Source organism: Streptomyces sp. CA-210063 (assembly GCF_024612015.1).
GTDB lineage: Bacteria > Actinomycetota > Actinomycetes > Streptomycetales > Streptomycetaceae > Streptomyces.
In genome coordinates this window covers 10,593,534-10,613,493 of sequence record NZ_CP102512.1, presented here as the reverse complement: position 1 = coordinate 10,613,493, position 19,960 = coordinate 10,593,534, and the positions used below count along the sequence as shown (strand labels likewise).

Below are 19,960 nucleotides of genomic sequence, written 5' to 3'. Positions count from 1 at the left end.
ATGAATGGGCTGCCCGCAGGCCCGCGAGTGGCATGAGATGCCGCTCATCCGGGTTCGTCTCCGTTCCCCCTGCGCAATCACCACCATCGAAGAGGTACGCCATCATGAGCAAAGCCCCTGCCCTGGACGACGGAATCCACGGCGCGGCGTCGGGGTCCGCGCCCGTGCCGCTCTCAGTCCTGGACGCAGTGAATGTGGGAGTCGGCCACCCCTCCGCCGATGCCCTGCGCACCAGCGTCGAGCTGGCCCGCCTGGCGGACACACGCGGTTTCCATCGTTACTGGGTCGCCGAGCACCACTCACTGCCGAGCGTCGCGGCCTCGTCTCCAGCCGTGGTTCTGGCCCACCTGGCCGCCCACACCGACCGTCTCCGCCTCGGCTCCGGAGGCGTGATGCTCCCCAACCACGCTCCTCTCGTCGTCGCGGAACAATTCGGCACCCTGGAAGCTCTCGCCCCGGGCCGCATCGACCTCGGCCTCGGACGCGCCCCGGGCACGGACGGTGCCACCGCCGCCGCGCTGCGCAGCACCGATGGACGCCAGGCGTCCGGCGACGACTTCCCCGAGCAGGTGGTGGAACTCATCCGCTTCCTGGACGACGGCTTTCCCGACGGTCACCCCTACCAGAACATCCACGCCGTCCCCGGGCCCGTCCAGGGCACCGCGCCCGGCGGCGTGCAGTCCCCGCACCGACCGCCCGTCTGGCTGCTGGGCTCGTCCGGCTTCAGCGCCCGGCTGGCCGGGATACTCGGCCTGCCGTTCGCCTTCGCCCACCACTTCGCACCGCAGAGCACCGTCCCCGCCCTGGAGCTGTACCGCGCGTCCTTCGAACCGTCCGCGCACCTCGACCGGCCCTACGCCCTGATCGGCGTCGCGGCGCTGGCCGCCGACACCGAGCAGCAGGCCCGGCGTCAGGCCCGGCCGATTGGGCTGATGATGCTCGGCCTGCGCAGCGGCAGCCCGGGCCTGCTCCCCAGCCCGGAGCAGGCGGAAGCCCACGACTACAGCCCGGCCGAGCGGGAGGTCGTCGACTCCTGGAACGCCAACACCATCACCGGCACCGCCGACGAGGTCGTCGCCGGCCTCGACGACCTCTGCAAGCGCACAGGCGCCGACGAGCTCATGATCACGACCTATGCCCACAGCGGCGAGGTCCGCGTGCGCTCGTACGAACTGATCGCCAACGCCTACGGCTTCCCCGCCTCCTTGGACAAGCAGGACGGCCCCGTCCGCTGACGGGGCCCCTGAAACGATGACCTCGCCCGTGCCAAAGACGACGTATCGGGCAGCGACGATCTCGACCGGGCCGAGGGAGCACAGCGGGTCCAAGTATCCGTCGAAGAAGCGCAGCTTGGCCGTGCCCGGCGTGGAGGAGACCATTGCACGAGAGTCGAAAGCCGCGCGGCCGCCGGGGCGCGGTGCCAGGTCAGGCCGAAAGGCGTTCGAGTACGTCGGCTGCCGCCTGACGGCCGCTGTCCAAGGACAGGTCGATCTGGGGTGTCACGACGCCGGCCCAGAACAGCTTGTCCTTGACAGGGCTGTAGATCTCCTCCTCTTCGGGCACCTCGAGCGGGTAAGCACCCTGGGCGAACGGGTCGTTGACCCAGTCGTGCTCGATGACCTTGCTGTACATCAGATCCGGCCTGTCCGCCGCGATCCGCACCGCCTCCAGCACCCGCTGATGGCGAACCTTCGCGGGTAGGGCCAGCAGTTCACGTGCCGGGTCGCCTTCCGACCACCCGGCGACGACCTGCCCGGCAAACCCGGGAACCGATGCCGAGGCGTTCCAGAGAGTGCTGGGATTGGCCGGAAGCCGTTCGACGTAGTCCGCGTTCATCGGCAGCACCGGGGTCGCGAACTCCATCAGGACCTTGCACGCGGGGTGATACTCCGCAGCGTCCAGTGCCTCGGTCTTCGCCGCGGGCAGCTCGGGCGAGAACTTCACGTTGCCACTGCGGAGCACCCCCAGCGGCAGCGTGATCACCGCTGCCCGTGCCTGGAAGGTCACGGCCGTGCCGGCTCGATCCGCCCGCACCGTCACCCCGTCTCCTCCGTACTCGATCTTTTGGACCACTGTGTTCAGCTTGATGGCCAGGCCCTTGGACAGTGGGCGCAGGATCTGGTGGTAACCGCCGATGACCCGGAAGTCCCCGGCGGGCTCCGGAGGGATCCTCCGCCAGGGGGCACTCGGGCTGCGCCGGGTGACGGCGATCTTCATCTCGTGGGTCGCCACCCCTTCACCACGGATCAGCGGCCACGTACTGGCATCGGGACCATGCACGAGCTCCGCACCGCGCTCCACGGGGATACTCGCCGCACTCCGATCCGTCCACATGCGACCGCCGATACGGTCCCGCGCCTCGACCACGACGACCTTCTTCCCACGGTCGACCAGGTCATGGGCGGCAGCCAGGCCGGACACTCCCGCCCCGATGACGATGACGTCGAGAGAGTCCGCTCCGCCCGGCGCCTGCCCAGAGGCTTTGCCACACGACGTGATCATCACGGGGACAGCGGCCGCTGCAGCACCACCGAGGAGGATCTGTCGCCTCGTCAGCCCGCGTGCGTTCGTTTGCATGACTTCTCCGTGTTTTGTAGTGACCTTGCGATCACCAAACAGACTGGAGCATGACAAGCCCGTTGCACCCCCGCCAAGTAGCTGGACCCACCCCCCCCACTCGGTGGTTTGCGGCATGGCCCTGTCCGCTGCGTCAACGGACCGACCGTGCCTGCTCGTGGGAGAACACGCTGCCGGGATCTGCCACGCATCGCGGCGACGAGGGCCCGCTGACCGCCGCGCTGGGCGACAGGGCGTGGAAGAAGACGCCGACGCAGGAGTGAATCCCGATGCCGACTAACCTGCGCGCGACAGAGCGCGCAGCTTCCCTCCTTCGTCGGTTGTCTCGAATAGAACAAGGGAATACGTGACATCCCCGTCCTGCGGCTGACACGGGCTTGACGCCGACCAGCCGAACGCCCCGTCGAAGCGGGTCGGCCGGGCCGTCCGCGACCCGCGCTCGACGGCCACAGCGGGGGAAGCGCCCCTGCCACAGGCGTCAGGCGTCCGCTGCTCTCTTTCGGCAGCCGCCGCGGAGCCCGACGGCAGATCGGCACCTGGCCGCCGACCCGCACGACAGTCAGACTCTGGTGCGCTGATGCCTGAAGGGGCGTCAGCGCAGAAGAATGCTTGAGCGGTAGTCGCTCGGGGTGCTTCCGTGCAGGCGCTTGAAGGCCGTGGCGAAGGCGTAGGGATCGCTGTATCCGACCTGGCGGGCGATCTCCGTAACGGCGGTACCGGGATCACGCAGCATCGTCGCCGCCAGGGACATACGCCAGTGAGTGAGATAGGTGAGGGGTGGCTGCCCCACCCGCTCCTTGAACCGCCTCGCCAGACCGGCGCGGGAGACACCGAGGGCGGCGGCGAGACCGGCGACCGTCCAGGGATGGTCGGGGCGTTCGTGGAAACGCTTCAGGGCAGCTCCCGCGACCGGATCTTCCAGCGCGCGGAACCAAGAGGGTTCAGCGCCGCCGGACTGCCCGATCCAGGTGCGTAAGGTGCGGATGAGCAGAGCGTCGAGCAACCGGTCGAGGACGATCTCCTGCCCGGGCTCATCCACGGGAATCTCCTGCGCGATCGCGTCCAGCAGCGCGTGCGGGGTCTGGTCGGCGGACAGGTGCAGGACCGGGGGAAGCGCGTCGAGCAGCGGTGATCCCGTGTGGCCGCCCAGAGGGTAGGCGCTGCTCACGACGACGGTGGACGAGCCGTGGGCTCGGCCGTAGGTACGAGGAGCCAGGCGTGCCGGTCCGGAGCCAGGACCGGAGGGTGCGGTGCAGCGCTCGGTGCCCTCCACCACAAGTTGAGCCGGTGTGCCGAGGTCGTCCGCGACCTTGTGAGGAGCCGGTCCGCGCACGGCGACGACCTCGCGTTCCGCCACCCGTACCTGCTCGGCGTTGTCGACTGCGATCCATGCGCTGCCCCGGACGACGGCGTGCAACATCAGCGGGGGTGAAGGCCGGTAGTGGACTGCCCACGGAGGTTCGTGCAGCACTTGAAGCACCAGGGAGCCATGTGCCCGTGCCGTACGCAACACGTCTGCCAGCACGTCCATGCCGTCAGCGTAGACGAACGCAAAGGTGGCTGAGCGCCCGGCCCATGGCCGGGGACGGGGCCCGCTGATTCGATGACAGGGCGTTGACGGAACGATCCGTTCACGCGGTTCCATGGTGCTGTGCAAGAGGAGTGAAGAGTGGAGAACGAAGCTTTTCTCGTGCTGGGCGCAACGGGAAAGACCGGAAGCCGGGTCGCCGCGGGCCTGAGGCAACGGGGCAAGAGGGTTCGGGCGCGCTCGCGTTCCACCTCCCCCCGATTCGACTGGCAGGACGAGGCGACCTGGGCGTCCGCCGTTGATGGAGTGACCGGCGCTTACGTGGTCGTTCCGGCGACTCTCTCCCTTGACGCGAGCGAGAGCGAAAGGGGCAAGCCGGTCGGCGTTGCCCCCGAACCGCTTGCCAGGTTCTCCCAGTTGGCGGTACGAAGGGGCGTCCGGCATCTCGTCCTGTTGTCCGGCCGCACCGCTCTTAGCGGGAGCCGCTACATGATGGACCTGGAGCAGGCGGTACAGGACTCGGGAGCGGACTGGACCATCCTGCGTCCCGGCTCTTTCGCCCAGAACTTCTCCACGGAGCCGTTCCGTCACGCGATCATCGCGGGTGCCCACCAGGAGTTCGACATCGGAGGCCGGGCACAGGACTTCATCGACATCGCCGACATCGCGGACGTGGCCGTCGAGGTCCTGACGGCGCCGGGCCATGAGTGGTCGGTGTACGAACTGTCGGGGCCTCAGGCACTGACGGCGAAGGAGGCCGTCGACATCATCGCCCGTACGCTTGGTCGGACGATCGAGTACTCCGAGTTCTCCCCGGACGACTGGGCTCAGCGGGTCCGCGCCCAGGGCTTGTCGCAGGAGGCGATCGACTTCACCCTCACCGCCGTCAGGAGCATGCGCGACGGTTATTTCGAACCGCACGACGGTGTGCAGCGCGTGCTGGGGAGGAAGGCCAGGCGGTTCGAGGACTTTGTCCTGGAAGCCGCGGTGTCCGGTGCGTGGGGGCCCGTCCAGCCCGACTGAGGTGGGATCAACTCGCGTCGTATCCGAGCCCAGGGAAAGCCAACTGTCCGCAGGGGGATCGAAACCGGCCGCGCCGTTCGTACCGTCGACGGCACCGGCTGAGCAGGGAAGGCCGGAGCGGCCGATCCGATCGCCCGGATGCCAGAGATCGGCCAGTTGATCACCCGGTACGAGGCTGCGGCCTCGGCGCAAGTTCCTATGTCGCAGCTCGTCTGAATCGACAGTCCCAGTGCCTTCGGCCCACTGAGGCCGCTGCTGCCGCTCCGCACTTGTCCACGCAAGCGGTTTGCCGGCTCGCGCATGGTTCGGCAGCCACTCCGGCGCGGGGAATCGCCGAGCTCCCCAGTCATGGACCAGTGCCCGCTGCCGAGATTGTTCAGCGCACCGGAGGGCCTACTGGACAATCCACCGGCCGCCAAAACTCGGTCTCAGCCCGGTGATGCCCCCCCATCACCGGCACCCCCGCCGCGGCCCCAGGCCTCTCCCCCTGGCCTGGGGCCGCCCGGTGCGCAGCCGCGCACGCAGCACCTCAACACCATCGATCGGGGAAGAGACCTCCATTGCGAACCAGGCACAGGAACCAGCACAGACTGAGGAAACGCGGCAAGGCGGCTGCCTACGGCGGCGCGGTCGCACTGACCATGGTCGTCGGGCTGACGGCCGGCTTCCAGGCGACCGGGGCCCCGAGCGCGGCGGCCGAACCCGGCAGCGCCCTGTCGGCCACGGCACGCATCACGCTGGTCACGGGTGACACCGTCGACGTGGATCGCGGCGGCCGCGTGGTCGGTGTGGAGATGGGGAAGGGCCGTTCAGGCATCGGCCATGTGACGCGATACATCGGCGGGCACACCCATGTCGTCCCGGTGGACGCGATCAAACTGTTGAACAGCGGCAGACTGGACCGTCGGCTGTTCGACATCACGCAGCTGGTCAAGGACGGCTACGACGACGAGCACCAGAAGCGTCTCCCGCTGATCGTGTCGTACAAGGACGGCCGGGACCAGCGGGCCGTCGCCGAACAGGCGCTGGCCGCGGCGGACGCCGACGTGGAACGCCAACTGCCCGCCGTGCGCGGCCAGTCACTGGTCACCGACAAGCAGGACGCCCCTCAGGTCTGGAAGGCACTCACGAACGCCGACAGCCGGGCCCGGGGCGCGGTGACCACGGCTCCGGGAGTGGATCGGGTCTGGCTCGACGCCAGGGTCAGGGCCGTCCCGCGGGCCGCCGCGGATGCACCCGCCGACGGTACCGGTACGGCGCAGATCGGCGCCCCGGACGCGTGGAAGGCCGGCTGGACCGGCAAGGGCGTCAAGGTGGCCGTCCTGGACACCGGTATCGACGCCACCCACCCCGACCTGAAGGGCAGGGTCGTCGCTGCCAAGGACTTCAGCGCGTCCGGCAGCACCGACGACAAGGTGGGCCACGGCACCCACGTCGCCTCCACCATCGCCGGCTCCGGCACGGCGTCCGCCGGCAGGTACCGGGGTGTCGCGCCCGACGCGCGGCTGCTGAACGGCAAGGTCCTCGGCGACGACGGTTCGGGGGAGGAATCCGGGATCATCGCCGGAATGCAGTGGGCGGTCCAGCAGGGCGCCAAAGTGATCAACATGAGCCTCGGCGGCACCGACACCCCCGGTGTCGACCCCATGGAGAAGGCCGTCAACACCCTCTCGGCGTCCAAGGGCGTGCTGTTCGCCATCGCCGCGGGCAACGAGGGCCCGGCCGAGGCCACCGTCGGCTCGCCCGGCAGCGCCGCGGCCGCCATCACCGTCGCCGCCGTGGACCACCAGGACTCCCTCGCCGGCTTCTCCAGCCGCGGCCCGACGGCCGACGACGGGCTCAAGCCCGACCTCTCCGCCCCCGGGGTGGACATCGTCGCCGCCAAGGCCAAGCACGGCGCCATCGGCGAGGACGCCGACATCAAGGGCTACACGACCATGTCCGGCACCTCCATGGCCACCCCGCACGTCGCCGGGGCCGCCGCCATCCTCGCCCAGCAGCACCCTGACTGGAACGGTGCGCGGATCAAGGCCGCGCTGATGGGCTCCGCCAAGGCGAACGCCCGGCTTACCGCATACGAACAGGGCTCCGGCCGGGTCGATGCGGCCCGTGCCGTCACCCAGACCGTCGTCGCCGAGCCCGCCTCCCTCGCCTTCGGCACCCAGGCCTGGCCGCACGACGACGACACCCCGGTCACCAGGACCCTCGCCTACCGCAACACGGGCACCGCACCCGTCACCCTCGACCTCGAAGCCGGCGGCGAGGCGGGCGTGTTCACCATCACCCCGGCCCGACTGACCGTCCCGGCGGGCGGCACCGCCACCGCGACCGCCACCGCCGACACCCGGGCCGTCAAGGACGGTGTCCACTCCGGCGCCGTGACCGCCACGACCGGAGACGGCACGACCGTCGTGCGCACCGCCGCACTCGTCAACCGCGAGATCGAGTCCTACAACGTCACGGTCAAGAGCGTCGGCGTGGACGGCAAGGCCCCGGACTGGGCCATGGCCGGCCTCGTCGGCCTGGACAGCCCCAGGGGCTACGACCCGTACCTGCGTGACACCGACGGCGACTACCAAGTAACGCTGCGGGTTCCCAAGGGCCGTTACGCGGCGGACGTCTTCCTGACGGGCGGACCGCGAAACCAGCAGTCGGTGCTGGTCGCGCCCAACCTCCGCATCACCAAGGACACCACGCTGGTCTTCGACCAGCGCAAGGCCAAGAAGGTCAGGATCACAGCCCCGGAGCAGGGAGCCGCCGGGATCGCTCAGGTCGTGCAGTACGCCGTGAACGGCACCAAGAAGGAGTACGCCTACGCGGCCGCCTTCCCCGGCGACGGCACCACCCTCGCCCAGGTCGGCCCCGGCGCGTCGGCGAAGGATTTCATGGCCCAGATCGGCACCGTCCTCGGGGCACGCGCTGCCGGGAAGCCGCAGTACAACATCGTGGTCAGCCGCCAGGGGTCCTTCTTCAACGGACTCACCCATGCCGTCCGCCGGTCCTCGATGGCGAGGGTCGACATGGCGATCGGCGCCACCGTCAAGGACACCCAAGCCATACAGACCGCCCAGTGGGAGGTGCCCGGCTTCCCCCAGTTGACGGGCGGCGGCCCAGGCCTCAAGGGCTTCTCCAGGCCCGCGCCTACCTCTCACCGGGTGATCTACGTGTCGGCCGACCACGGCCTGCGCTGGAATCTCGGCCTGGACCTCCACGTCGGCGGCGATGCCTCCCCCTACTCCTGGATCACGGGCCTGGGTACCAGGCGCTACGAGCCCGGCCGCGCCTACCGTGAGGGATGGAACCAGGGCGTCTTCGGACCTGTCGCGGCGCGCGGCATCGTGCCGATCGGCGGCTACCGCAGTGGCAACGGCTACACCCTGTGCAACCCGCTGTTCTCCGACGGCCGCCTGGTCTTTGACAGGAACGCCAAGCAGAAGACCGTACTCACGGCGGGCGGCCGGACCTACCTGAGCACCACCAAGGACCCCTGCTCCTTCGCCTACCCGCTGGACGGTCTGGCGAAGGAGCGGACGAGGTACACGCTCACCGCCGAAGCGACGCGGAGCCTGAACACGTACAAGGTCAGCGACCGGGTCAGCGCGAAGTGGACCTTCACCTCGCAGTACGTCGACCCGACCCGCGTCGCCGAGCGCCTCCCGCTCTCCGCGGTCCGCTTCCTGCCGAAGCTCAGCCTCACCGCCACCGCCAAGGCCGGCCAGAAGATCACGGTTCCGGTCGTGGTGCAGGGCCCGGCGGCCGTCAAGGGGCACCTCAAGTCCCTCGCCGTGCAGGTGTCGTACGACGGTGGCCGGACCTGGAAGCCGGTGACCGTCCGCACCGACACGGCCGGCAAGCGGTCCGTGACCCTCGTCCATCCGCAGGCGCCCGGCACCGTATCCCTCAAGGCGTCGCTGTCCGACACCGAGGGCAACACCTACACCGGCACGATCAGCAACGCCTACCGCACCGTCCGATAGGCACTGCCCAGGCACGACGCCGGGGACCGGAAGTCTTCTCTTCCGGTCCCCAGTGTGTGCGGCAGCCGCGGATTGCCTGGAAAGGAGGAGAAACCATACGGTGGCTGCCCGCGCTGTGCTTGAAGTCTGGAGGGCTCTGTCCGTGGGGCGACGCGAGAAACCGCTGGACCCCGACGCCGGTCCCATAGAACGGCTCGCGCACGATCTGCGCATCCTGCGGGAGAAGGCCGGGAAGCCCACCTATCGGGAGATGGCCAAGCGGGCGGGATATTCGGCGAGTGCCCTGTCACAGGCGGCGGCCGGGGAGCAGCTGCCCTCGCCCGAGCTCGTCCGCGCGTACGCCCTGGCGTTGGAAGCGGATCCCGAGCAGTGGGAGGAGCGCCGGCGCGAGGCCGACCGGGCGATCAAGGAGGCGGCGGAGCAGGGCGGGGGCACCGCGCCGCCGTACCGGGGACTGGGCCGGTACGAACCGGACGATCGAGAGCGGTTCTTCGGCCGCGACCGGCTCGTCGGCGAACTGCTCGACCTCGTGCGCGAGCACCGGTTCGCAGCGGTGTGCGGGCCGTCGGGGAGCGGCAAGTCGTCGCTGCTGCGGGCCGGCCTGATCCCGGCCCTTCATGACTTCTCGGGCGCGGACCGCCCAGCGGTGATCCGGGTCCTGACTCCGGGTGAGCTGCCTGCGCGCACGCATGCGAAGGCGCTGGTTCCGAAGGACGGTGAGCAGGACACGTGGGTGATCGTCGACCAGTTCGAGGAACTGTTCACGCTCTGCCACGACCGGGAGGAACGCACCCGGTTCCTTCCTCTCCTGCTCGCGGCCCAGGCGCCCGAGAGCCGCCTGCGGGTGGTCGCCGCCGTCCGCGGCGACTTCTACGGCCACTGCTCCCTGGACCGGGAGCTGGCCGAGGCGGTCAGCCGGGCCACCCTGCTGGTGGGCCCCATGAACCGGGACGAACTGCGCGAGGTCGTCACCGGACCGGCGACAGCCACCGGTCTCACCGTGGAACGCACTCTGACCGCCCGCATCGTCGACGAGGTCGTCGACCAACCGGGCGCACTGCCGATGCTCTCCCACGCGCTGCTGGAGACCTGGCGCCGCCGCCGTGGCCGCATGCTGACCATGGCCGCGTACGAGGAGGCCGGTGGTGTGCACGGCGCCATCGCCGCCACCGCGGACGAGATGTACGCGGAGCTTTCTCCGATCCAGGCGCGCGCTGCCCGCCGTGCGCTGCTGCGGCTGATCGCGCCCGGCGACGGAACGGCCGACACCCGGCGCCCGGCCCGGAGGTCCGAGCTGGGGCATGCGGCGCGGGACGTCCTGGAGCGGCTGGCCCGCGCGCGGCTGATCACCCTGGACGGCGACACCGTCGAGCTGGCTCACGAGGCGTTGATCACCGGCTGGCCGAGGTTGTCCGGCTGGATCGAGGAGGACCGTGAACGGCTGCGCGAGGAGCGCCGGCTCGGGGAGGCGGCCCGGTTGTGGGAGGAGCTCGGCCGTGACCCCGGCGCCCTGTACCGGGGTGCACGGCTCATCCGGGCCGAGGAGATGTTGCCCCGGCCCTCCGCCGACGACGGCGATGACGGCGACGGACTGACCTCGTCCGAGCGCGCTTTCCTCACGGCCTCGCTGACCGCCCGCGACGCCGAACGCGCGGCGGAGGCCCGTACCGCCCGGCGGACGCGCAGGCTGACCGTCGCCCTCTCCGTGTTCCTGGTGGTGGCCCTGGCCGCGGGGCTGCTGGCCTGGCAGCGTGACCGGGCGAGTCAGGAGGAGGCCGCCAAGGCCGCCGCCCGCCGCCTCGCGTCGGTGGCCGACAGCCTGCGGCCGACCGATCCGCGCACAGCGGAGCTGCTGAGTGTCGCCGCGTGGCGGCTGTCACCCCTGACCGAATCGCGCGGCGCGCTGCTGCGGGCCCTGGCCCAGCCGGAGCGAGACGCGTTCAACGATCCGCAGACCGGGAGGGACATCCGCCGCTTCCTCATCGATGGTGGCCGGACGCTGGTCAGCGTGGCGGGCAGTCGGGTGACCACCTGGCGGGTGACCGACCACCGCAGGCTCGGCTCCTACCGCCTGCCGGACGGCATGGAGGTGGCCGCTGTGAGCCCGGACGCCCGCACCCTCGACCTTGTCGGGCCGGACGGCAACCAGCTGTGGCAGCCGTCGACCGACCGGACCGTCGCGGACCTGCGGGACTCGCCGGTGATCACATGGTTCGCGGGCGACGGGAAGAGCTATCTCGTCACCCCGCTGGAGGGCCCGGGAACCGCGGCCCTGCACCGGATGGACGACGGCGAGCGGCTGTTCAACGCGACCGTACCCGGCCCGGTATCCGCGGCCGCCGTCGGCACGGACGGCCGGCTGGTCGCCGTATGCCCCGCGAACGGCTCGCCCCAGCTCTGGGACGCATCCCGCAACCAGCGGCTGTCCGGCGCCTGGGACCAGGCCGGGAAGGACACCTGCGGTACGGGGTCGGGCGCCGACTCGGGCGCGGACATGGTCCGGCTCAGCGCGGACGGTACGCGGTTGGCCGTGACCTCCGGAACGGCGTTCCGTGTCTGGGACATCCCCAGCGGGCGCCTGGTCGCTGAAGTGGCGAGCCCGGGCGACTCCGGGTTCACCCTCGCCGACCTGTCCCGCGACGGACGGTTCCTGGCCGCGTCCGACGGCCAGGAACTCGCGGTGTGGCGCCTCGGCGACGACCCCGTCCAGGTCTTCGGGCGGGCCCTGTCCGGCACCGAGCTGCACGGCCTCGCCTGGGATCCCGGACAGGACGGGGTACTCCGCTCCTTCGACGACGCGACCGTCCACACCTACGACCTGACCACCGTCCTCTCGGTCCGCTGGCAGCCCACCCCGTCCGACACCACGGTCCTCAGTCCGGACGGCACCACACTGGCCACCGCGACCCGCTCCGGCGACGGTTACCGCCTTGAGCTGCGCTCCACCCGCACGGGAGCCGCCCTCGCCCGGGCCGCGCTCGGTGCGCCGACCACCGACAGCGCCGCACCGCTGCTCACCTTCAGCCCGGACGGGCGGGCGCTCGCCGCCGCCGACGCCCCGGACTCGTCGCATCTGCGCCTCAGGGTGTGGGATACAGCGTCAGGCAAGGTACGCACATCGCTCACGCTCCCGCGCGGGGTCGGCCGGACGATGTCCGGGATCGCCCTCGGCCCGGGCGGGCGTACCTTGCTCGTCCCGCGTGGCACGGGTGACGCCGATGCCGTGGACGTGTGGGACACCAGCGACAGCCGGGCGCACAGGTCGGGCAGCATCGAGGGGCTCGCCGACGCCGCCATCACGATGCGCGGCGACGGGCGGCTGGCAGCGTCCGCCGCCGACCAGTTCGCCACGGTGCCTGGCCGGGTCACCGGCCGGGCACTCGCCGAGGGGGAGGACGTCACCGCCCTTGCTTTCAGCCCCGACGGCACCCGGCTCGCGGTCGGCGACTCGTCGGGGCGCGTGACCCTGTGGGACGGCGACGTCCGCCGCCGCATGGGCGTCCTGCCCGGAACATCCCGCGAAGGCGCCTCTCAGGAAGGCGTCGCCGCGCTGGCCTTCTCACCCGACGGCCACACCCTCGCCGTGGCCGGCGCGTACGGGACGCTTCAGCTGTGGGACACCGCCTCCCAGCAGTCCCTCGTCGGCGCCCTGCCCACGCCGGGCGACCCGGTCCGCTCCGTCGCCTTCAGCCGAGACGGCCGCACGCTGTTCACCGCCGGTCAGTACGTCCCGCTCCAGAGCTATGCCGTCGACCCGGCCAAGGCCGTAACGGTCATTTGCGACCGCACGGGAAGCGGACTGACGGAAGCCCAGTGGCGCGCGTACGTCCCCGACGCCCCCTACCGCGCGATCTGCGAGCGCTGAACGGCACCCGTCGTACCGGAATTTTGTTCAGGGCATCGGAGCGCCTGGTAATCAACCTCGCCGGACGGTGAGATCGGGCAGTGCCGTGCCGTGAACCGCTCTCTCCCCGCGGTTTTCAGGAAGCCCGCAGCACGGCAGCCCCATCACTCCACTCACCGAGGCTCCGTTCGCATGCGCAAAAACACTCTCCTGTCCTCGCTCATCCTGGTCGGCTCGCTGGCCCTGACGGCGGCCTGTGCCAGTGGCCGGTCCGGGACCGAATCCGGCCAGGGCGGCGCCACCGCCTCGTCAGGGTCGGCGACCGACGACCAGGGCGTCGATCCGGCGAAGATCAAGGGCCTGGACATCGTCACCGACAGCAGCGAGCACGGCTCCTGCCCCTATGCCGCCGGCTATCCGGCGGTCCCCGGCGCGGAAGCGATGACCGCCGCGATGGAGAAGGACGTCCAGCAGCGCCTGGCGGCGTTCCTCGGCACGGACGACGGCGAGCAGGCGACCGACTGCGGGGGTGGGGCGGACTCCGGCAGCGGGCAGGAGCTGAACATCAGCCACCAGTTCCTCATCGCCTCCGGCGATGTGCTCGGCGTGCGTCTGTCCACGCTGGACCGTGGCGCGGCCGGGGACGGCCTGGCCACCAGGACGTACTGGTACGACGGGGCGGCCAAGGCCTACGGGCCGCCGCTCGGACTCGTCGCCGACGGTGCTCGGGAATCCTTCACCACCGCGTTGAAGAAGGAACTCAAGGGCCAGGAGGGCGTCGACGCCGGCCAGCTCGACGAGGTGCTCGACGACTCGGCCGGCCGGTCCGCCGTCCTGGACGACATCGCGTTCGGCACCGACGGCGGCATGCGGGTCAGCTTCGACCGCGGCGAGGTGGGCGTCCCGGCCGGCGGGCGCTATGCCGTCTCCTTCTCGAAGGACACGATCACCCCCTGGCTGTCGCCCTTCGGCAAGCGGGCGCAACAGCAGGCCATGCACCCGAGCGGAACGCTGGAGCTGGGCGCCACCGATGCCCCCGAGGAGCCCGTGCCGACCCATCGGGCCTCGGGGGAGGACACCGCGGACTGCGCGAAGGTGAAGTGCGTCGCGCTGACCTTCGACGACGGGCCGGCCGTCCCGGAGGCGGCAACACTGCTGAACCACCTGGCCCAGTACAAGGCGCGCGTCACCTTCTTCACCGTCGGCCAGAACGTCGCCGCGCACCCCGAACTCGTCCGCGCCGAGGCGAAGGCCGGCCACGAGATCGGCAACCACTCCTGGAACCATCCCGACCTCACCCGGCTCACCCCCGAGCAGATCACCTACCAGCTGAACCGCACCAGCGAGGCGATCAAGAACGCCACCGGCAAGGCGCCGACCGTCTTCCGCCCGCCGTACGGCGCCATCGACGCCAAGGTGAAGGCGGCCACCACGCTGTCGCCGGTGCTGTGGGACGTGGACACCGAGGACTGGAAGTACCGCGACGCCGCCAAGGTCGCCCAGACCGTCATCGCCAAGACCGAGCCCAACGATGTCGTCCTGATGCACGACATCCACCCCACCTCGGTGGCCGCCGTCCCCGAGATCCTGCGGACGCTGACCGCCCGCGGCTACCACTTCGTCACGGTCAGCCACCTGCGAGCCACCCTCGCGGGCCGGTGAACCCGAAGATCGGTCCGGCGCCGTTGCGCGCCCGGCAGGGGAAGCCTTCACTTCAGGGACCTCGGTGGTTCGAGGACCTGTTGGGCGGCGTCAGGGTGGGGGGTGTGTTCCTGGGCCGCTGTCATGACGCGTTGCGCGCGTAGCGGGGCTGGCTTGCCGACCATCTGCCCGTCGACCATGGTGACCGGCTCCCCCGCGTCGAGTACGGTGCGTGCCCACTGCACCTCCTGCCCCGAAGGCGCGAATCCCTCGGTGACGCTGGGGAGTTGAGCCGGGTGGATGCATAGCTTGCCGGTGAAGCCCAGCAGTCGGGCATCGCCCCGGGCGATGACCAGCCAGCTGTTATGCCCGCCCGTGTCGACCATGGGATCTCCCGGGGCGTGCCGTGCTGCCGTCGTGATGGCGCAGCGCCACCGTGCCACGCCAGCTGCCCTGTGCCCGGCACTGCGCGGCCATGTCGACTGCCTGCACTTCGCCTTCCGCCAGCAGTGCGGAGGCGGGCTGATTCAGGATCTCGCGTGCCGAGTAGCCGAGAAGCCGTTCCGCTGCCGGGGACCAGCCGACGACCACGCCTTGCAGATCCAGGCCCGCCACCACGCCCTCCACGCCGAGCGATCGCACCGGTCGCGCGGCATGATCGCATCGAGGCCCGGTGCCTCCGCCTCGTCCGATCCCTGGCCGCCGCCAGTGTGACCATGTGCCTTGTTCACGCGTCGATCCAACCGATGAGTAAGTGAGCTGCTCCGAGGACTGGCAGTGGGCCGGCGAAAGTGAGGGGTCACGGCGTGGACGTCGGCGAGCCGCGCTCGACGTGGGTGCGACCGCCAGAGCAGCAGGGGGAGGTGAAGCCCCGTAGACAGGGCCGCGCGATGCTCGGGCAGCCGCATGCGGGCGGACGAAGGCGCTGACCTCGAAGGGCGTACCGCTCAACCTCCGGGATCGTTCGACCGGTGGGTGCTTCGGAGACGAATGCGCACAAGTTCCGCGGGAGTGGAGCCGTTGTCCGGTTCGGAACGGGTGCCGGCGGAGGCTAGTGTTCCGCAGGCACGACGGTCAGTGTGAGCCGAGCGCCGTCGATGCCGCCCAGGCGGATCCGCTGGGTCGTCCGCTCGCCGCAGGTCGCCAGCCACGGGTTCTCGTCGGTGCCCGGGTGGAGGACGAACTCGGGGAAGTCGCTGCTGTGGAGGTGCAGTCGCAGCCGGTGCCCGGTGCGCAGTCGGTAGCCGGCGTGGCCGAGGCTGAGCGTCAGTGACCTCGCCGAATTGTCGATGTGGGCGCGGCCGTGGGCGACGAGTTCCGCTTCGCCGTCCGAGTGGACTTCGAGAAGCTTCGCGAAGAGGTCGGTGGAGGGTCCGGTGGTGGTGAGGGCGAGTCGGAGGGAAACCGGGCCCGCCAGGTCGAGAGGTGCGGTGGTGGGTTCGGCGTCGAAGACCAGGACGTCACCGCGTTTGGACCAGTCGTGCAGGCGGGGGTTGGTCTGGAGGTAGGCGAAAGCGTTGGGGGCGGCCGAGGGCACGGGGTCGGCCGGATTGTGGGTCCAGCTCGCTGTGCTCTGGCTCGCGGGCGGGGTCACGCTGAGCCGGCCGGGGGTGTCGCCGTCCGCAGTTCCGGTGTCCGGGGCCAGGTGGAGGGTCATGACCTTACTGTCGGCCGGGGGCCACACGGTGTCCGTGCGGAAGCCGCTCTCCTCGCCGTGGACGAGGTGCCAGCGCACACGCGGCAGGTCGGTGGGGCTGCCCTTACGCCTGAGGAAGATGTCGAAGAAGCCGAGGGCCGGGTCGAGGTAGCCGGGCAGGAGGGCGCGGAACGCGTCCTCGCTGAGGGCGTGGTCGCGGGACTCGTCGTCGTAGGGGGCGCCCGCGAAGTGGTAGTTCTCGTGGTCGATGGCGTCGATCAGCAGGTACTGCTGGTTGGCCCAGTCGGGCCGGCGGGCGAGTTCCTCGATGTCACGCCAGTGCCAGGGGGCGCAGTTGTCGTACCAGCCGACGGTGTGCAGGACCGGGATGGCGCGGTGGTCGAAGGGATGTCCCTCGGGCCAGCGGCGGAGCGGTACTTCCTGGGGGAAGACGACGTCGAAGGACGGCGAGCGCCGGCCCAGGGCCTGGAAGAACTCCTCGAAGGGGGCTATCAGGGGGCGGCGGGTGGGGTCCGGCTCCCATTCGTAGGTGTCGGGTCCCACGTAGTGCGTCGCCATGTAGCCGAGGTGGACGCCCATTTCGACGTCGCGAGTGCCGTCAAGGTTGTCGACGACCTGACCGAGTTCGGTGCCGGTGACGCGGGGGGCGATGGCGCGCAGCGCGCGGTGTCCGCTCGCCACGGCGGCCCACTGGGTGTAGCCGTAGTACGAGTCGCCCCACATGCCGACGATGCCGTCGGACCAGGGCTGGTGGGTGATCCATTCGAGGGTGTCGTAGCCGTCGTGGACCTCGTTGACGAACAGCAGAGTCTCGCCCTCGGAGCGGAACTTGCCGCGTACGTCCTGGACGGCGACGCGATAGCCGCGCCGGGTCATGTAGCGGGCGATGAGCGGGAGCGCGGCGTACGTCCCGGACTTGTCGTACGGCAGCCGGACCAGGACGGTCGGGCCGGGTTTGTCGGCCGCCGAACCGTCCGGGAGATAGACGTCGGTGGCCAGTCGGACGCCGTCACGCATCCGGACCCTGAAGGGCAGGGCGGAGGGGTCGGCGGGCGCGGGCGTGACAGTCTCGTAGGGCGCGTTCACGTGGCAGCCTCACATGCGGTCGTGGGTCGAGCGCGGGCCGGGGACCCGACGCCTGGGCACACAGTGACAGTCCAGTTATAAATTTTCAATAGTGACAAACAAAAGCTCGCCCTCGGGGGCGCGGTGAACTCGATATGCGATGCTTCGCTTCGTCTGGTGCTCGGATCACGGGGAGGTACATCAGCCATGGGGCGTCGGAGTCTGGCCGCCGAGCGACGGCAGCAGGTCCTGGAGGCCGCGAGCCGCTGCCTGGCCAGGAACGGGCTGGCCGGCACCACCCTGGAGAAGATCGCTGAGGAGTCCGGGCTGAGTCGCAGTCATGTCCGGCACTACGTCGGCAACCGAGACGACCTGCTGCTCGCGCTCGTGGACTGGGTTCAGGAGCGCGACGACCGGGCCTTCGCCGCCGCCGTCGAAGAGGCACCCCCCGAGCAGCGGCTCGCGGTGGCGATGGACCACCTTTTCGGGGCCTGGTTCCTGGGTGCGGGCGACGAGGGCGCGGTGATCCTGGAGCTCGTCAAGGCCGGCCGGAGCGACGAGACGCTGCGTGAGGCCATCATGTCCGGCTACCGGCTGATGCTCGGTGCGATCGACTCCGGGCTGGCCGCCGAGTTCCCGGACAGTACGCCCGCGGTGCGGCGCGGCACCGCGTACGGACTGCTCTGCCTGGCCCTCGGCAACGCGTTGATCTCGGATCTGGACCGGCCTCTCGGCTCCAACGGACTGATCCGGGTGGCGGGCGAGGCCCTGGTCGCGCAGCTCGGCGCGGTCACCTCGAACGGGGCGACGGCACCTCGGAGCTGACGCCGGCCGCCAGGGGACGGGAAACTTCGTCGTTACTTTGTCTTCATTGACAAGGTATTCGGCTCCTGTCACTGTCGGGGAACCGCGACGAGCGGGGCGGGCCCTTCCGTGGCCACCTCAGCCTCGCGCCGCACCCACCCTTCTCTGGGAGGCTTTCGTGTCCCCGAAGCACCGTGCATCCCGCTGGCCACTTCTGGCCGCCGTCCCTCTGCTGGGGCTCACGGCGTGTACCGGCGGTCAGTCGGCCGCCTCCGACGGGGGCGCCTCTCCCGGAGCGTCACCCACGGTGGAGGTGACGACGCCCGCCGCCAAGGGCGACATCAGCACCCTCCGCTGGAATCTGCCCTCGGGCGAACCCGTCAGCCTGGACTACGCCCACGCCGGCGACTACAGCTCCAACGTGGTGGTCGCCAACCTCTGCGACACCCTCGTCCGGATGAAGGCCGACCTCTTCTACGCCCCCGGCCTCGCCACATCCTGGAGCAACCCGAACCCCACCACCCTGGTCTACAAGATCCGCAAGGGCGTGAAGTTCTGGGACGGCTCGGCCCTCACCGCCGCCGACGTGGCCTACAGCCTGGGCCGCAACCTGGACGAGAAGGTCGCCTCGAACAACTTCCCCAACTTCGTGAACGTCGCCTCGATCAAGGCCACCGGTCCTCTGGAAGTGACGGTGAAGTTCAAACAGCCGGACGAGCTGTTCAACAAGGAGATGGCGGCCACCTCCGGCGTCATCGCCAAGGCCGACTTCATCAAGCGGAAGGGCTCGGCGTACGGCAAGGGCGCGAACGGTGTCATGTGCACCGGGCCGTTCGAGCTCGCCGACTGGAAGGCCAACACCAGCATCCGCCTCGTCCGCAACGACACGTACTGGGACAAGACCTTCCGCGCCCGCGCCGCCCAGGTCGACCTCTCCTTCATCGCCGACACCACCAACCTCACCCTCGGCCTGAAGTCCGGCCAGCTCGACGGCGCCTTCGGTGTCCCCGCCGCCGCACTCCCGGCCCTGACGGGCGCGACGAACGGAGCCATCCACCAGGGCTCCGGACTCGGCTCCTACCAACTGGCTCCCAACGACACGCCCGCGGGCAGCGACGCACACATACGCCTGGCCCTGTCCAAAGTGATCGACCGCAAGGCCCTCGCCACCGCGATCTTCCACAACAGCGCCTCCCCCCTCTACACCTTCATCCCGCCGTCAGGATGGGACGCGGAGGCGAAACAGACCTTCCAGAGCGCGTACGACAAGCTCGACAAGCCCGGTCCGAACGGGGACCCGGACGCGGCGAAGAAGGAACTCGCGCAGAGCCCGCTCAAGGACACCACCGTCACCATCGGCGTCCAGGCCGGCGATGCCACGGAAGTCACAACGGTCACGCTGATCCAGGAGCAGGCCCGCAACATCGGACTCAAGGTCCAGATCAAGCAGATGCAGCCGCTTCAGTTCAACACCGCCTTCTACGACCCCAAGGCACGGGAGGGCATCGACTTCCTGCTCACCAAAGGCTTCCTCAGCGTCGCCGACCCGCTGGACTACCTCGCCCTCGGGCCGGTGCCGGACGGCCAGTTCAACTGGATCGCCTGGGACGACGCCAAGACCGCCGATCTGATCGCCAAGGCCCGGCAGACCACGGACGCCACCCAGCGTGCCGGCTACATCGTCCAGGCGCAGGCCCGGTACGAGGCGGTCGCCTGGTCCGTCCCGCTGCTGAGCATCAACGAGGTCACCTACCTCAACAAGCGCGTCACCGGCGCCCCCCTCACCACCGCCGCGATCTTCCAGCCCTCGCTCGCCGTCATCGGCTCGGCGCAGTAGGAGGCGG

12 protein-coding genes are annotated in these 19,960 nt (G+C 70.2%); 7 read left to right on the top strand and 5 right to left on the bottom strand.

From position 1 onward, the window contains the following. Positions 1–104: 104 nt before the first annotated feature. Positions 105–1,235 (top strand): LLM class flavin-dependent oxidoreductase, encoded by a 1,131-nt coding sequence (locus JIX56_RS46295; RefSeq protein WP_257550326.1) that lies wholly within the window; start codon positions 105–107, stop codon positions 1,233–1,235. A gap of 190 nt (positions 1,236–1,425) precedes the next feature. Here the strand turns inward: JIX56_RS46295 and JIX56_RS46290 are convergent, their stop codons facing one another. Both JIX56_RS46290 and JIX56_RS46285 read right to left on the bottom strand, forming a co-directional pair. Further along, complete coding sequence (locus tag JIX56_RS46290; protein WP_257550325.1) at positions 1,426–2,694, bottom strand: flavin monoamine oxidase family protein; 1,269 nt, start codon at positions 2,692–2,694, stop codon at positions 1,426–1,428. A gap of 475 nt (positions 2,695–3,169) precedes the next feature. Further along, the gene (locus tag JIX56_RS46285; protein WP_257550323.1) at positions 3,170–4,108 is read right to left on the bottom strand and encodes an AraC family transcriptional regulator; all 939 of its coding nucleotides are present in this window, start codon (positions 4,106–4,108) and stop codon (positions 3,170–3,172) included. Positions 4,109–4,246: 138 nt separating this feature from the next. Between JIX56_RS46285 and JIX56_RS46280 the strand changes: the two genes are divergently transcribed. The 4 genes from JIX56_RS46280 (at position 4,247) to JIX56_RS46265 (ending at position 14,611) form a co-directional block, all read left to right on the top strand. After that, positions 4,247–5,128, top strand: coding sequence for an NAD(P)H-binding protein (locus JIX56_RS46280; protein WP_306819924.1), 882 nt, complete (start codon positions 4,247–4,249; stop codon positions 5,126–5,128). Between the two features lie 560 nt (positions 5,129–5,688). After that, a complete protein-coding gene (locus JIX56_RS46275) occupies positions 5,689–9,105 on the top strand; it encodes a S8 family peptidase (RefSeq protein WP_257550321.1) in 3,417 nt (1,138 codons plus the stop codon). 142 nt (positions 9,106–9,247) lie between these two features. Further along, positions 9,248–12,970, top strand: a complete 3,723-nt coding sequence (locus JIX56_RS46270) for an nSTAND1 domain-containing NTPase (RefSeq protein WP_257550319.1) — start codon at positions 9,248–9,250, stop codon at positions 12,968–12,970. 171 nt (positions 12,971–13,141) lie between these two features. After that, the gene (locus JIX56_RS46265) at positions 13,142–14,611 is read left to right on the top strand and encodes a polysaccharide deacetylase family protein (RefSeq protein ID WP_257550317.1); all 1,470 of its coding nucleotides are present in this window, start codon (positions 13,142–13,144) and stop codon (positions 14,609–14,611) included. A gap of 47 nt (positions 14,612–14,658) precedes the next feature. Here JIX56_RS46265 and JIX56_RS46260 read toward each other — a convergent pair whose 3' ends face one another. The 3 genes from JIX56_RS46260 to JIX56_RS46250 form a co-directional block, all read right to left on the bottom strand. Continuing rightward, positions 14,659–14,976 (bottom strand): hypothetical protein, encoded by a 318-nt coding sequence (locus JIX56_RS46260; RefSeq protein WP_257550315.1) that lies wholly within the window; start codon positions 14,974–14,976, stop codon positions 14,659–14,661. Then, the gene (locus JIX56_RS46255) at positions 14,954–15,217 is read right to left on the bottom strand and encodes a PAS domain-containing protein (protein WP_257550313.1); all 264 of its coding nucleotides are present in this window, start codon (positions 15,215–15,217) and stop codon (positions 14,954–14,956) included. Before JIX56_RS46255 ends, JIX56_RS46260 begins: the two co-directional genes overlap by 23 nt. A 424-nt stretch (positions 15,218–15,641) precedes the next feature. Continuing rightward, complete coding sequence (locus JIX56_RS46250) at positions 15,642–17,333, bottom strand: CocE/NonD family hydrolase (RefSeq protein ID WP_257550311.1); 1,692 nt, start codon at positions 17,331–17,333, stop codon at positions 15,642–15,644. 186 nt (positions 17,334–17,519) lie between these two features. Between JIX56_RS46250 and JIX56_RS46245 the strand changes: the two genes are divergently transcribed. Then, positions 17,520–18,137: a TetR/AcrR family transcriptional regulator gene (locus JIX56_RS46245; RefSeq protein WP_257550309.1), complete on the top strand. Its 618-nt coding sequence runs from the start codon at positions 17,520–17,522 to the stop codon at positions 18,135–18,137. A 292-nt stretch (positions 18,138–18,429) separates the two neighbouring features. Continuing rightward, entirely contained in the window at positions 18,430–19,953 is a 1,524-nt protein-coding gene (locus tag JIX56_RS46240; protein ID WP_257550307.1) for an ABC transporter substrate-binding protein, read from the top strand. Positions 19,954–19,960: the final 7 nt, after the last annotated feature.

Excerpts from the sequence above, each read along its gene's own strand:
- JIX56_RS46295 (WP_257550326.1), top strand. The coding sequence starts at position 105 with ATGAGCAAAGCCCCTGCCCTGGACGACGGAATCCACGGCGCGGCGTCG.
- JIX56_RS46290 (WP_257550325.1), bottom strand. The coding sequence starts at position 2,694 with ATGCCGCAAACCACCGAGTGGGGGGGGTGGGTCCAGCTACTTGGCGGG.
- JIX56_RS46285 (WP_257550323.1), bottom strand. The coding sequence starts at position 4,108 with ATGGACGTGCTGGCAGACGTGTTGCGTACGGCACGGGCACATGGCTCC.
- JIX56_RS46265 (WP_257550317.1), top strand. The coding sequence starts at position 13,142 with ATGCGCAAAAACACTCTCCTGTCCTCGCTCATCCTGGTCGGCTCGCTG.
- JIX56_RS46260 (WP_257550315.1), bottom strand. The coding sequence starts at position 14,976 with ATGGTCGACACGGGCGGGCATAACAGCTGGCTGGTCATCGCCCGGGGC.
- JIX56_RS46245 (WP_257550309.1), top strand. The coding sequence starts at position 17,520 with ATGGGGCGTCGGAGTCTGGCCGCCGAGCGACGGCAGCAGGTCCTGGAG.